The 13,140-nt window shown below is 70.0% G+C and carries 12 protein-coding genes and 1 pseudogene; 4 read left to right on the top strand and 9 right to left on the bottom strand.

The window, feature by feature from the left end; genetic code table 11:
* Positions 1–19 precede the first annotated feature (19 nt).
* Positions 20–2,047: a xanthine dehydrogenase family protein molybdopterin-binding subunit gene (locus tag IG04_RS0105280; protein ID WP_051768929.1), complete on the bottom strand. Its 2,028-nt coding sequence runs from the start codon at positions 2,045–2,047 to the stop codon at positions 20–22.
* Positions 2,044–2,514 (bottom strand): (2Fe-2S)-binding protein, encoded by a 471-nt coding sequence (locus IG04_RS0105275; protein WP_030475382.1) that lies wholly within the window; start codon positions 2,512–2,514, stop codon positions 2,044–2,046. Before IG04_RS0105275 ends, IG04_RS0105280 begins: the two co-directional genes overlap by 4 nt.
* A gap of 65 nt (positions 2,515–2,579) precedes the next feature.
* Between IG04_RS0105275 and IG04_RS0105270 the strand changes: the two genes are divergently transcribed.
* Positions 2,580–3,614: a hypothetical protein gene (locus tag IG04_RS0105270; RefSeq protein WP_211257671.1), complete on the top strand. Its 1,035-nt coding sequence runs from the start codon at positions 2,580–2,582 to the stop codon at positions 3,612–3,614.
* Here IG04_RS0105270 and IG04_RS0105265 read toward each other — a convergent pair.
* Positions 3,541–5,004, bottom strand: a complete 1,464-nt coding sequence (locus IG04_RS0105265) for an FAD-dependent monooxygenase (RefSeq protein WP_036013711.1) — start codon at positions 5,002–5,004, stop codon at positions 3,541–3,543. The two genes, IG04_RS0105270 and IG04_RS0105265, sit on opposite strands and share 74 nt — an antisense overlap.
* Positions 5,005–5,186: 182 nt before the next feature.
* Between IG04_RS0105265 and IG04_RS0105260 the strand changes: the two genes are divergently transcribed.
* Positions 5,187–6,323 carry a carboxylate-amine ligase gene (locus IG04_RS0105260; RefSeq protein WP_248782516.1) on the top strand — a complete coding sequence of 379 codons (1,137 nt, stop codon included), beginning with the start codon at positions 5,187–5,189 and terminating at the stop codon, positions 6,321–6,323.
* 10 nt (positions 6,324–6,333) lie between these two features.
* Here IG04_RS0105260 and IG04_RS0105255 read toward each other — a convergent pair whose 3' ends face one another.
* From IG04_RS0105255 to IG04_RS0105250, 3 genes and pseudogenes are all read right to left on the bottom strand, one after another.
* Positions 6,334–7,617, bottom strand: a complete 1,284-nt coding sequence (locus tag IG04_RS0105255; RefSeq protein ID WP_036013708.1) for a cation:proton antiporter — start codon at positions 7,615–7,617, stop codon at positions 6,334–6,336.
* A 127-nt stretch (positions 7,618–7,744) separates the two neighbouring features.
* A pseudogene (locus tag IG04_RS48875) lies at positions 7,745–7,804 on the bottom strand (hypothetical protein); the annotation flags it as partial.
* A gap of 4 nt (positions 7,805–7,808) precedes the next feature.
* Complete coding sequence (locus IG04_RS0105250) at positions 7,809–8,084, bottom strand: zinc ribbon domain-containing protein (RefSeq protein WP_030475377.1); 276 nt, start codon at positions 8,082–8,084, stop codon at positions 7,809–7,811.
* 78 nt (positions 8,085–8,162) lie between these two features.
* On the opposite strand from IG04_RS0105250, the gene IG04_RS0105245 reads away from it, so the two are divergent.
* Positions 8,163–8,510 (top strand): hypothetical protein, encoded by a 348-nt coding sequence (locus tag IG04_RS0105245; protein ID WP_144065246.1) that lies wholly within the window; start codon positions 8,163–8,165, stop codon positions 8,508–8,510.
* 60 nt (positions 8,511–8,570) lie between these two features.
* On the opposite strand, the gene IG04_RS0105240 is transcribed toward IG04_RS0105245, so the two are convergent.
* Together IG04_RS0105240 and IG04_RS0105235 are read right to left on the bottom strand one after the other, a co-directional pair.
* A complete protein-coding gene (locus IG04_RS0105240; protein ID WP_030475375.1) occupies positions 8,571–8,987 on the bottom strand; it encodes an ankyrin repeat domain-containing protein in 417 nt (138 codons plus the stop codon).
* Positions 8,984–11,182 carry a catalase gene (locus IG04_RS0105235; RefSeq protein ID WP_030475374.1) on the bottom strand — a complete coding sequence of 733 codons (2,199 nt, stop codon included), beginning with the start codon at positions 11,180–11,182 and terminating at the stop codon, positions 8,984–8,986. The genes IG04_RS0105240 and IG04_RS0105235 overlap by 4 nt, the downstream gene beginning before the upstream one ends.
* Positions 11,183–11,325: 143 nt before the next feature.
* On the opposite strand from IG04_RS0105235, the gene IG04_RS0105230 reads away from it, so the two are divergent.
* Positions 11,326–11,769, top strand: coding sequence for a DUF4383 domain-containing protein (locus IG04_RS0105230; RefSeq protein WP_030475373.1), 444 nt, complete (start codon positions 11,326–11,328; stop codon positions 11,767–11,769).
* 78 nt (positions 11,770–11,847) lie between these two features.
* Here IG04_RS0105230 and IG04_RS0105225 read toward each other — a convergent pair whose 3' ends face one another.
* A complete protein-coding gene (locus IG04_RS0105225; RefSeq protein WP_030475372.1) occupies positions 11,848–13,038 on the bottom strand; it encodes a zinc-dependent alcohol dehydrogenase in 1,191 nt (396 codons plus the stop codon).
* Positions 13,039–13,140 lie beyond the last annotated feature (102 nt).

Raw genomic sequence — 13,140 nt, 5'->3', positions numbered from 1 at the left:
TCATCCCAGACCCGCCCGATCACCCCACGGCGGTCCCGAACGGCATGCTGGTCACGGGCGTGTCGCCCGCGATCGCCGACGCGATGGCGGCTGCCGCCGGCGGATAGGCGAGCTCGCCGAGACCTCCCAGCGGGGCGTTCGACTGCACGATGGTGACGTCGATGTCGGGTGTCTGGCCGATCCGCGCCCACCGGTAGTCGCCGAACGACGACTCCGCCACCCCGCCTTCCCGGACGGTGATCTGCGCACCGAGCACAGTGGACAGCGCGTCGGTCACGCAGCCCTCGACCTGGGCGCGGACGCCGGACGGGTGCAGCGCGACGCCGACGTCGACGGCCGCGTGCACGCGCAGCACGCGGCGTGAGCCCGGCTCGGCGACGGCGATCACCGCTATCGCGGAGCCGTATTCCTCCAGGCACGCGACGCCGCGTGAGGTGCCCGGCGCGGGCGGCCTGGTCCAGCGGGCGCGGTCGGCGACGGTGTCGAGCACCTTGTGCAGCCGCGAGCCGGCGGGCAGCAGCGAACGGCGCAGTGCGACCTGGTCGAGGCCGGAACTCCTGCCGATCTCGCTGAGGAAGTTCTCCTCGGCGTAGACGAACTGTCCCGCGTAGACGGACCGCCAGAACCCGGTGCGCAGCGGCGCGGGCCGCACGATGACCGAGACGTTCCCCGGCACGGTGTACGGGAAGTGGTCGCCGCTGGCCTTGATCAGGGCGGGGTTGGCGAACAGCGGCAGGACGGTCAACGGCCAGGTGACGACCTCGTGGGCCCTTCGGATGGGCAGACCATCGGAACCGATCTCCGCCGACATCCGGTGCACGGACATCGGCCGGTACGAGTCGTGACGCATGTCGTCGGCCCTGGTCCACAGCACCTGGACCGGAGCGCCGGCCCGCCGTGAGCAGGCCACCGCCTCCAGCACCGGGTCGGGTTCGATGCGCCGCCCGAACGCGCCTCCCGCCGCCGTCGCCTCCACCCGCACGGACGCGGCGGGCACGCCGAGCTGGCGGGCCAGCTGGGTGCGCAGGCCACCGGGATCCTGCGTGGGAGCCCAGATGGTCACGCCATCCGGACGGACGTACGCGGTGGCGTTCATCGGTTCCATCGGCGCGTGCGCGAGCAACGGCATGGAGTAGACCTGCTGGACGCCGTCGATCGGGCTCTGCGCGGGCAACGCCGCGTGCAGGTCCGCGAGCCACGCGCGGCTGTCGGCGGTGGGTGTGCCGCCGCGCCAGGTGATCCGCAGCGCGTCGCGGCCGCGCAACGCCTGGTGGGTCGACCGGGCGATGACCGCGACGCCGCCCTGTCCGTCGGCCGGCGCGGTGAGCGTGAGGACGTCGACCACACCCGGCAGACCGCGGGCGGCGGTGTCGTCGATCGTGTCGGGGACCGCGCCGATCCACGGTGGGCGGGCGACCACGGCGACCAGACCTCCGGGTGGCCGCGCGTCGATGCCGTACGTGGTGCGGCCGGTGACGACGTCGCGGGCGTCCACGCGTCCGCCGCGGGTCTTGCCCAGCAGCCGCCACTTCTCCGGTGGCGTGAGCTCGACGGGCACGGTGGCGGGATCGAGTGCGGCCGCGGCCCGGACCAGCGCCCGGTAGGGGAGCTTCCCGCGGCGCGGGTGGCGCACGAAGCCGTCGCGAGCGGTGCATTCGGCGACCGGCACGCTCCAGCGCTGCGCGGCGGCGGTGACGAGCAGGCAGCGCGCGGTCGCGGCGGCCGTGCGGATGGGCGTGGCGAGCTGCCGCACCGAGGCCGAGTTCGCCACGGCCTGCGAGCCGAAGCGTTCGGTGTCACCGTGTGCCTGCTCCAGCGCGACGTCGCCGGCCTCGACCGCCAGTTCCTCGGCGACCATCAGCGCGACCACGGTCCGCACGCCCTGGCCGGTGTCCGGGCGGGGCACGGTCGCGGTGATCCGGCCCGCGTCGTCCAGCCGCACGAAGACGTTCGGCACGAGCCCCTCCGCGGCGAGCGCGGGCACCGGCACCGCGACGACCAGCGCACCGATTCCCGCGCCGCGCAACAACGTCCGCCTGCTGATCACCGTTCCTCCCGCATGATCCGGCTCGCGCGGCGCACGGCGGCGCGGATGCGGGGGTAGCTCCCGCAGCGGCACACGTTGTCGCGCAGGGCTTCCTCGATCGCCGCGTCGTCGGGATCGGGATCACGGGCGAGCAGCGCCGCCGCGGCCATGACCTGGCCGGGCTGGCAGTAACCGCACTGCGCCACGTCGAGCTCCCGCCACGCCCGCTGCACCGGGTGGTCCCCGTCGCGGGACAGCCCCTCGATCGTCGTGATCCGGGTCTGCGCGCTGTCGGCCGCCGTGCGCACGCAGGGCCGCGCCGCCGCACCGTCCACATGGGACGTGCAGGCACCGCACAGGCCGACCCCGCACCCGTACTTGACCCCCGTCAACCCCAGCTCGTCGCGCAGCACCCACAGCAGGGGAGTGTCTCCGTCGACGTCGACCTCGCGCCGTTCACCGTTGACGCGCAACAGATATCGGGCCACCGCGATACCTCCTGATTTGCTCAGCGCACTGAACGTAGCACGCCGGGTTATGCATAATGCTCAGCATGCTGAACGAATTGCGGCGGCCCGGCCGCGGTGTCCTCGTGTGGGGAGTGGTGGCGAGTGCGCTGCTCACCGGCCTGGTCTGGCTGCTGGGTCAACGGCTGCATGGCGTCGCGCTGCTGCCCGACCAGGGAGCCTCCTGGTACTACTGGAAGCTGCCGGACCCCTCCTTCTGGACCAGGGCGTCCGCCTGGGTGGGCTACGCGGCGCACCAACTCGTGTCGTGGGGCCTGATCTACTACGCGCAGACGCGGATCCGGCGCTACACCACCGGCCTGCGCCGCATCAACGTCGTCGCCCTCGCCGCGAACGGCGCCTTCATCGGCCTGCACGCCCTGCAGACCCAGGTGTTCTACGACGGCCTCGCCCAGGACGTCTCGATCTTCAGCTCACAGGGCTCCGTCGTCCTGCTGCTGGTCGTCGTCCTGCTGATGGAGAACCGCCGCCGGGGCCTGGTGCTGACCTGGTCCGCGCCGATCTCCGCACAGGTCGTCGGGTTCGCGCGCCGCTACCACGGCTACCTGTTCAGCTGGGCCGCGATCTACACGTTCTGGTACCACCCGATGGAGTCGAGCAGCGGGCACCTCATCGGGTTCTTCTACATGTTCCTGCTGCTGGTGCAGAGCAGTCTGATGTTCACGACATCCCACACGAACCGCTGGTGGACGCTGACCCTCGAACTGCTCGTGGCCGTGCACGGCACGCTGGTCGCCGTGATGAACTCCGGTCCCGACGGCATGTGGCCGATGTTCTTCTTCGGCTTCGTGGCGATCTTCGTGCTCACCCAGATGCACGGCGTAGGGCTCAGCATGGCGGCGCGGTGGTGGATCGGCGGTACGTTCGTGGTCGGCGCGCTCGCGGTCTACTCCTGGCGCGGTCTCGGCAGGATCGACGAGGTCGTGCGCATCCCGTTGATCGAGTACCTGCTGGTGGCCGTGCTCGCCCTGCTGATCTGGGCGGGCATCAGACTCGCCCGTCTCCCATGCTCGAAGGCTCCTTCTCGCTCCGGGCGACGGGCTCGCCGAACCAGCGGGTGAGGTGGTCGCCGAGGTCCTGCTGGTACTCGCCGATCCAGGCGACGTGCCCGTCGGGACGCAGCAGCAGGGCCGGGAAGTCCAGCGCGGCAGTGGCATCCGTGACGAAACCGACCCGGTCTGTCCAGCCGTCGGCGGTCAGGCGTCCGGTGCGGTCGAGCATCAGGCCGCGGCCGTCGCGCAGGTGGTCGTAGAGGCGCCCCTGCGCCAAGTCGAGGTCGCGTAGACGGCGGCCGAGCAGGTCGGGTCCGGGGCCGAAGTCGTAGCGGATGCCGATCGCGGTGATCTTCTCGATCAGCCGCCGGTTCACCTCGTTGATGTCCATCAGTTCGGTGAGCAGCCTGCGCACGGCCTGTGCGCCCGGTTCGCCGGACGCGAGCGCCACCTGGGCGCGGGTGTTGTCGAGGACGTCCGCGGCGACCGGATGACGTTCGGCGTGGTAGGTGTCCAGCAACGTGCCGGGTGCCCAGCCGCGGACCTGCGCGGCGAGCTTCCAGCCGAGGTTGACCGCGTCCTGGAGGCCGAGGTTCAGGCCCTGGCCGCCGGCGGGCGGGTGGATGTGCGCGGCGTCGCCGGCGAGCAGCACCCGTCCGGTGCGATAACGCTCGGCCAGCCGGGTGGCGTCGCCGAAACGGGACAACCAGCGCGGCGAGTGCACGCCGAAATCAGTTCCGGCGATCGCCCGCAGTTGTTGTGCGAAATCATCGATGGTGGGCGGGCCCTCGCTGACTCCCGCGACCGGAATGACGACGCGGTAGATTCCTTCACCGAATGGTCCGAAACTGAACACCTTGTCGGTTTCGCGGATTTCGGCGACCTTGGCTGCGATTTCCTCCGGCGGCGCGTCTGCCGCCATCTCGCCCATCAACGTGTCGTTGCGGGAGGGTTCGCCGGGGAATCCGACGCCGAGGAGTTTGCGTACGGTGCTGCGCGCGCCGTCGCAGCCGACCAGGTAACGCGACCGCAGCCTCTCGCCGCCGGCCAGTTCGACCGTCACGCCCTCGTCGTCCTGCTCGAGCCCTGTCACCGCGCAACCGGGCCGGACCTGCGCGCCCAGTTCGATCGCGTGATCCCGGAGCAGGCCCTCGACGATCGGCTGCGGAATCCCCAGCAGTGACGTGTAGTCGGAGTCCAGGCCCTCAGGAGTCGGTTTGGGGATACCGGCGAAGGAGCCTCCGACCGGACGCTGCCTGCCGTGTTCCAGAAAACGGTCCACCAGCCCGCGCATCGCCAGGATCTCGAGACTGCGAATGTGCAGACTGACTATTCGAACGAACGACGAAGCGGGCTCGGGCTCCTTCTCCAGGACGAGCACCCGCACGTCGTGCAGCCGGAGTTCGGCGGCCAGCATCGCGCCGGTCGGCCCGCATCCGGCGATGACGACATCGAACATGAACCACCCGTTTTTCGCAGGTCCCGGTATCAGCGGCTCAGTGTGGGACATCGTGGGAAGTGCCGCAACCGAAATACCCGAGCGAAAACGCGGTCCGCCCCTGCCGGCTGACGGCCGCATCTGACGTTTTCTTCTTGCCACGAATGGGTATTCGCCGGTCCCGATGAGCAGGACGGTGTGACGTGGCGAGACCGCCATCGAAGGACATGTGGTGTCCCACGGTGGGTGTGGAGGAGGAGTTCCTCCTCGTGGATCCGGAGACCGGTGTCCCCGTGAACCGGGCGGACGAGGTGGTCGCCGTAGCGCGCGAGCAGCTCGGTCTCGAACTGGAGCACGAGCTCACCGGCGCCCAGGTGGAGATCAACACCACGGTGTGCCGCGATGTGGAGCAGGCCCGGCGCGAACTGGTCGAGGCTCGCCGTTCGGTCGCGCGGGCCGCGCGCACGGTGGGATGCAGGGCCATCGCGGTCGGGGCGCCTCCGCTGGGCGACGCGACGGGGGAGGTGACGGACAGCCTGCGGTACCGGCGGATCGCGCGCGAGTTCGGTGCCCTGGCTGAACAACAGCTCATCTGCGGCTGCCACGTCCACGTCGCCGTGCCCGACCGGGAGACCGCCGTCCAGGTGTGCAACCACGTGCGTCCGTGGTTGCCCGTGCTGGGGGCGGTGACCGCGAACTCGCCGTTCTCCGGTGGCGAGGACACCGGCTTCGCGAGCTGGCGGTCGACGGTGTGGTCGCGCTGGCCCGTGTCCGGGCCGCCGCCGGTCTTCACCTCGTGGCAGCACTACGAGGAAGTCTGCGACACCATGATCGAGGCGGGCACCGCCCTCGACCGGGCGATGATCTACTGGGACGTCCGGCCCGCCACCGAACTGCCGACGGTGGAGGTGCGCGTCTCGGACGTCGCGGCGACCGTGGCCGAGGCCGTGCTGCTGGCGGCTCTCGTCCGGGCACTGGTCGCCCAGGCCATCGTCGACGTCGAACGCGGGGTGCAGGCGGAACCGGTTCCCCAGGAGACGTTGCGGCAGGCGTGCTGGGGAGCGGCCAACGAAGGCCTGCGCGGCAGCACGCTGGACGTGCTGTCCGGCGAGTCGAGGCCGCTGCGGCGCCAGCTCGACGACCTGGTGACCCGATTGACGCCGGTGTTCGAAGCCAACGGCGATCTGCCTGCGGTACACCGAGGTCTGCGACTGCTGGATGGCCAGGGAACGGGTGCCGAGCGCCAGCGCCGGGCGTTCCGCGCGGGGCAGGTGGGATCGTTGCTGGACCTGCTCGACATCGACAACGCCGACCGCGCCGGACCCCGGCTGCGTCCCTGAACCGCTGACCTCACACGTGGGTGTCAGAGGTCTCTTCGTGCTGTGCCTGGGCTTTGCGCCGTCGTTTCCGGTCCAGCAGCCACATGACCGGGGACGCGGAGACCCCGTGCAGGAGGATCGAGCCGATCACGACGAGCCCGACGACCTGCCACAGCGCGGTCTGCTCGGCGAACTCGCCGTGCTGCAGGGCGTACACGAGGTAGAACAACGAGCCGACCCCACGCACCCCGAAGAACGCGATGACGGTCCGTTCGCGCGGACCGGTCCTGCCGCCGAGCAGGCCGATCCACCCCGCCAGCGGCCGCACGAGCAGCAGCACCGCCGCGGCGACGAGGACCTGCCGCCAGCCCACGCCCGCCAGCAGTCCGGTGGCGGCGGCACCGCCGAGCAGGAAGACGATCAGCACGGTGAGCATGCGCTCGGCCTGCTCGACGTAGCGGTGCAGGACCTGGTGGTAGCCGTGGCGGCGTTCGCCCGCCCGGACCGCGCACGCGCACACGAAGACCGCGACGAACCCGTACCCCTCCACCAGTTCGGCGATCCCGTAGGCGAGGAACGTCGCCGCGAGCGCCACGAAGCCCTCCGCGTGCTCGGCCAGGCGGAACTTCTTCGACGGTGCCGAGAAGAACAGCTTGCCCAGCGCCCAGCCGATCAGCAGGCCGACCGCGACCGCGGCCGCGAGCCGCCACAGCACGTCCACCGCGAGCCAGTGCCCGAGCCACTGCGACGGCGCCGCCCCGGCCAGGCTGATGGCGATGGCGGCGTAGGTGAACGGGAACGCCAGCCCGTCGTTGAGCCCCGCCTCCGAGGTGAGCGCGAACCTGGCCTCGTCCTCGTCGGAGTCCGGGTGCTCGGCGGGTTCGGCGACCTGCACCTCACTGGCCAGCACCGGGTCGGTGGGCGCGAGCACGGCCGCGAGCAGGACGGCGGCCCCGGCGCCGAGGCCCAGCGCACCCCAGCCGAGCAGGGCCACGGCGAGCATGGACAGGGGCATGGTGATGGCGAGCAGCCGCCAGGTGCTCGCCCAGCCGCGCAGGCTGACCTGGCGGTTCAGCGCGAGGCCCGCGCCCATCAGCGAGATGATCACGCAGAGCTCGGTCAGACGCAGGAGCACGCCGCTGTGCGCGACGGGGTCGGGATCGGGCAGGGCGTCGGCCACCGTGAACGTCAGGGCGCCCGCGCCGAGGAACAGCATCGGCATGGAGATCGGTGCGCGGTCGAGCAACCGGGGGAGCAGTGCGGCGGTGAGCGTCGCCAAGCCCGCACCGGCGTACAGCAGCGGTCCTGGATCCACTGTCTGCCTTCCGTTGAGCCAGATCTGATCAGGTACCCGTTCACTGAGGTCTAGGTAACATCAGTGATTCGTCTATTGCTGGACGAAAGTCCCCGTCTTGTCCAGGTAGCTGGTGGGGGTAGACGCTTCACGGCCACCTGCCGAGGTTGAGCGCGGCGTTCTCATCCCGATCGAGGACCAGGCCGCAGTGCTCACAGGCGTAGGTGTACTGATCGGAGAGGCAGTTTGGTTTTCACTGCCTGACAGCCCGAGCACGTCTTGGAACTGGGGAACCAGCGGCTCGCGACGTCGAGACGGCCGCCGTTCCAGGTGGTTTTGTAGGTGAGCTGGCGTCTGATCTCACCGAAGGAGACATCCGCCAGGTGCCGGGCCAGCGTGCGGTTGCTGAGCATGCCCGAGACATTGAGGTCTTCCACGACGACGGTGCCGTACTCGCGAGCCAGTCCGGTGGTGAGTGTGGATCGCATTCCGCCGGAGGGCGGCGGTGCGATGGTGAACCCTGTTGCGCTTCATCGGGACGCGCCGGGACGCTCTCGGTGCGCTGCATGACCAAACCTGACTCCGGTCGTCACGGTTATCCCGGTCCGGCCGGGGTATTTCTGACCATGGCCACCACACCGTCAGCGCCGCGCGGCGAACCACCCCGGCCGCCGGACAACCGAAAGCCGGTATCCGAACGCGGAAGTACCGTCACCGAGCACCTCGAGAACGGTGCCGTCGTGACGTACTTCGATCCCTCCCCGTCCGCCGAGCCGCCGTTCCGGCGTGCGGTCGCGGTCGGGCCGGAGATGGTCGACCCCGGCACGAACCTGCGGTGGATCCCGGTGATCCGCAGCGACCTGACGCTCGACATGGTGATGTGGCCGCTGGTCGTGGACATCGCTCCGAGGTAGGCCGGTTCGTCCGCGAATCGCGGGCGAGGCAGCGTGGCGCCGCCCCGCCCACGTGCGGTTTCACCGGGTATGCGCACCCAGGACGGGCTCCAGCAGCGCCAGCATCTCCGGCAGGTCGAAGTGCCGGGCGACGTCGAGCGCGGACCTCGGTCCGAGAGCGGGGTCCGCCCCCGCGGCGAGCAGCAGGCGGACGATGCGCTCCGAGCGCCGGAACACCGCGGCTCCCAGGGCGGTCTGTCCCCGGTCGTTGATCCTGCCGGTGTCGGCGCCCCGCTCCAGCAACGCCTCGACCGCGTCCGGATGGCGGTGGTAGGCGGCGAGGATCAGCAGGGTGTCGCCCGCACCGTTGGTGAGGTTGACCGGTATCCCCGCGTCGACCGCCTCGGCCAGTCGCGCCGTGTCCCCGGCGCGGGCCAGGTCGAACATCGAGCGGAGGAAGGCCAGCTCCTGCTCGGTGAGCGCTTCCTGGCCGCTCATGCGATGGCCGGGGGGAAGCGGTCCCACACGCGGTGGGCACCGAGCAGCGTGGTGACCTCCGCGAGGACCTTCGACGGGTCGTCGTCGACCACGATCCCCGGTCCCGTCCCGCATCCCGCGGCTTCCAGGGCGGTGCGTCCGGTGCCCCACGCCCCGATGGCCTTGGCATGGCGGAAGCACTCCTGGATCATGAGGGCGACGCGCGGGTCGGTGGCGTTGCCCGCGACCAGCAGTGCGTCGAACTCGATCGATCGCGCGGTGTGGAACGTGCGCTGCGCGACCAGATCGCTGTCGCCGAGCGGCCCGCCGGTCGGAGCGATCAGCAACGGCACCATTCCGCCCGCCAGGACGGTCTCGCGCACCGTGCGCACGCCGTCGAGATCGGCTGGGTCGACCACGATCCCGATGATGCGACCATCCGGGGGCCACGTGTGCCCGACCTGCGACAGGGCCGGACTGGGCGTGACCTTCTTCAGCCTGGCCGTCGCCGGCACCGGAAGTCCCAGCCCCCTGGCCACCCCCGCGCACAGCGTGGCGTCGACGCCTGCCAGCACCAGCAGCTCGCGTTCCTTGATCGCCTGCTCGTAGCACTTGCCCAGTTCGAAGGTGAACGCGTTCACGAGGTGTTCCTTCTCGACCGGCGACAGGCTCTGCCAGAACAACCTCGGCTGCGTGAAGTGGTCCGCGAACGACTTAGGCGCCTCACGGACCTTGACGGCCCTCGGCAACGGTTGCGCCACCTCGACGAGCGGCCGGTCCTGGGCCTTCGCGACGAACGGGTTGCCGCCGTCGAGCGTGTTCGGCCGGTAGGGGGCGACGCCCGCGTGCACCGCGTGCTGGTGGAACCCGTCGCGGAGCATGTCGTTGACCGGCGCGTGCGGGCGGTTGATCGGGATCTGGTTGAAGTTGGGACCCGCGAGCCTGGTCAGCTGGGTGTCCAGGTAGGAGAACAGCCGGGCCTGCAGCAGCGGGTCGTCGGTGACGTCGACGCCCGGCACCAGGTTGCCGACGTGGAACGCCACCTGCTCGGTCTCCGCGAAGTAGTTCTGCGGGTTGCGGTTGAGCGTCAGCATGCCGATCGGCTGCACCGGCGCGAGCTCCTCCGGGACGATCTTCGTCGGGTCGAGCAGGTCGATGCCCTCGAAGGTCTGTTGTGGACTGTCGGGCATGATCTGCAGGCCGAGCTCCCACTGCGGGTACGCGCCGGACTCGATGGCGTCGGCGAGGTCGCGGCGGTGGAAGTCGGGGTCGAAGCCGCCGGCCAGCTGGGCCTCCTCCCACACCAGGGAGTGCACGCCCAGCTTCGGCTTCCAGTGGAACTTCGCGAGCACGGTCTCGCCCTCGGCGTTGACGAGGCGGAACGTGTGGACGCCGAAGCCTTCCATCATGCGGTACGAGCGGGGGATGCCGCGGTCGGACATGTTCCACATGACGTGGTGGGTGGCCTCGGTGTGGGTCGAGACGAAGTCCCAGAACGTGTCGTGCGCGCTCTGTGCCTGCGGGATCTCCCGGTCCGGGTGGGGCTTGCCCGCGTGGATCACGTCCGGGAACTTGATCCCGTCCTGGATGAAGAACACCGGCATGTTGTTTCCCACCAGGTCGAAGTTGCCCTCCTTGGTGTAGAACTTCGTCGCGAACCCGCGGGTGTCCCGCACGGTGTCCGCCGAGCCGCGCGAGCCCAGCACGGTCGAGAACCGCACGAACACGGGCGTTTCCACGCCGTCGCCGAGAAAGCCGGCCATGCAGACGTTCGACGCGGTGCCGTAGCCGACGAACACGCCGTGCGCCCCGTACCCACGCGCGTGCACGACGCGCTCCGGAATGCGTTCGTGGTCGAAGTGCATGACCTTCTCACGCAGGTGGTGGTCCTGCAGCAACGTCGGCCCGCGTTCTCCGGCCTTCAGCGAGTGGTCGGTGTCGTGCAGCCGAGCGCCGGTGGAGGTGGTGAGGAACTCACCCTGCTGGCCCCGGGACAGCTGGGGTGCTCCGGTCGGGGCGCCCGTCGGCGACACCGTCTCCGGTCCGGTCTGGTCGGGCTTGGGCGGCAACGGCCCCCGCGGCTCGGTCGGCTCGTCGAGCGACGGCGGCTCACTGCCCGGGGTGCCGGGGATCGGCGGGTTCACCAGTTCGGTGACCTTGTCGACCGCCTTCTCCAGCGCCGCCTTCACGAGCTTGCCTGGCTTGTGGCTGGCCACTGCATCCTCCTACCGCACGGGAATGTCAGTGAGGGAGTATCCGGTGATTCGCGGACACCAACCACTCGAGCACAAACGTTTGGCGCGACTTCGCGGGGGTAGCCGATCGCGTCCGAAGAGGGCTCATATCCGAGGGAGTCGTCATGTCCCGAACCGAAACGGCGCGACGTGGCACCGTCCAGATCGCCGCGATGGTCGTCGCCGCCGTGTTCACGCTGGTGGGCATCGCCGGGTTCATCCCAGGCCTGACCACGAACTACGACATGCTGGAGCTGGCCGGCCACGAGTCCCAGGCGTTGCTGCTGGGGCTGTTCGCGGTGTCGGTCTTCCACAACATCGTGCACCTCGCCTTCGGCGTGGCCGGCTTCCTGATGGCCCGCACGCCCGGCGGCGCGTACTGGTACCTCGTCGGCGGCGGAGCGATCTACCTGGTGCTGTGGCTGTACGGGTTGGTGATCGACCACGACAGCCAGGCCAACTTCGTGCCGCTCAACAACGCCGACAACTGGCTGCACCTGTTCCTCGGCGTCGGCATGATCGCCCTCGGTCTGGCGCTGGGCCGCAGCCGCGTCGCGCGCACGCGCTGATCGGAGTGCCGGTATTCCTGATGACAGCGAAACGGTGGGCATCGCAAAGGCGATGCCCACCGTTTCGCCGTAGCGGTTCTAGCTCGCGGGTTGCAGCAGGACCTTCTGAGCGCCGTGGAGCTTCTTCTGGAACATCTCGTAGGCGCGCGGGGCTTCCTGCAACGGCAACCGGTGGGTGGCGAAGTCGTCGACGCCGAGCGGATCGTCGGTGCCGGAGAGCAACGGCAGGATCTCGTCGACCCAGCGGTGCACGTTCGCCTGTCCCATGTGGAGCCTGATCTGTTTGTCGAACAGTTCCATCATGGGCATCGGGTCGATCATGCCGCCGTACACGCCGGACAGCGAGATCGTGCCGCCGCGCCGCACGGAGTCGATGGCGGCGTACAGCACGCTCAGGCGGTCGATGCCCGCCTTCTCGGTGATCAGCGCACCGACGGCCTTGGGCAGTGCGGCCACCAGGTTGTGCGTGATCCGGGCGGCCGGTGCGCCGTGCGCCTCCATGCCCACCGCGTCGATGACGGAGTCCGCGCCCCGGCCCGAGGTGAGTGCGCGGACGGCGTCGCCGATGTTGTCGTGGTCGCGTGTGTCGATCACCGTTGCCCCGTGCGCTTCGGCGCGTGCCAGGCGTTCGGACACGAGGTCGATCCCGATGACCAGGCCGGCGCCCTTGTGCAGGGCGACGCGGGCGCACATCTGCCCGATCGGCCCGAGGCCGAAGACCACGACGGAGCCTTCCGCCGGGATCTCGGCGTACTCGACCGCCTGCCAGGCCGTCGGCAGCACGTCGGACAGGTAGACGAACCGGTCGTCCGGCGGGCCGTCCGGCACCTTGATCGGCCCGTACTGCGCCTGGGGCACCCGCAGGTACTCGGCCTGGCCGCCGGGCACCTGCCCGTAGAGCACCGTGTAGCCGAACAGCGCCGCGCCCTTGCCCTGGCTGGTGACCTGGGTCGTCTCGCACTGCGACTGCAGGCCGCGCTCGCACATGAAGCAGTGGCCGCAGGAGATGTTGAACGGCACGACCACCCGGTCTCCGGCCTTGAGCGAGGTGACCTCCGCGCCGACCTCCTCGACGACGCCCATGGGTTCGTGTCCCAGGACGTCGCCCTCGGTCATGAACGGGCCGAGCACCTCGTACAGGTGAAGATCCGAGCCGCACACACCGGTGGAGGTGACTCTGATGACGGCGTCCGTCGGAGACACGATCCGGGGATCGGGCACCGTCTCCACCCGGACGTCGCGCTTGCCGTGCCAGGTGACCGCCTTCATCGAGGCTCCTTCCCGAAAAACACAGTTGTGAGGCGGGTGCCCCCGTGACCGGCCCGCAAACACGCGATGTCAGCTTGTTTCAAGGCCTTGTGGCAGGCCGAT

The sequence above is a fragment of the Lentzea albidocapillata genome, from assembly GCF_000719115.1.
Taxonomy (GTDB): domain Bacteria; phylum Actinomycetota; class Actinomycetes; order Mycobacteriales; family Pseudonocardiaceae; genus Lentzea; species Lentzea albidocapillata.
This window is presented reverse-complemented; position numbering and strand designations above follow the sequence as displayed.

What these genes read in the sequence shown, in the direction of transcription:
- IG04_RS0105270 (WP_211257671.1), top strand. Translation starts at nt 2,580, where the DNA reads ATGCTGAACGAATTGCGGCGGCCCGGCCGCGGTGTCCTCGTGTGGGGA.
- IG04_RS0105265 (WP_036013711.1), bottom strand. Translation starts at nt 5,004, where the DNA reads ATGTTCGATGTCGTCATCGCCGGATGCGGGCCGACCGGCGCGATGCTG.
- IG04_RS0105250 (WP_030475377.1), bottom strand. Translation starts at nt 8,084, where the DNA reads ATGCGATCCACACTCACCACCGGACTGGCTCGCGAGTACGGCACCGTC.
- IG04_RS0105245 (WP_144065246.1), top strand. Translation starts at nt 8,163, where the DNA reads ATGACCAAACCTGACTCCGGTCGTCACGGTTATCCCGGTCCGGCCGGG.
- IG04_RS0105240 (WP_030475375.1), bottom strand. Translation starts at nt 8,987, where the DNA reads ATGAGCGGCCAGGAAGCGCTCACCGAGCAGGAGCTGGCCTTCCTCCGC.
- IG04_RS0105230 (WP_030475373.1), top strand. Translation starts at nt 11,326, where the DNA reads ATGTCCCGAACCGAAACGGCGCGACGTGGCACCGTCCAGATCGCCGCG.
- IG04_RS0105225 (WP_030475372.1), bottom strand. Translation starts at nt 13,038, where the DNA reads ATGAAGGCGGTCACCTGGCACGGCAAGCGCGACGTCCGGGTGGAGACG.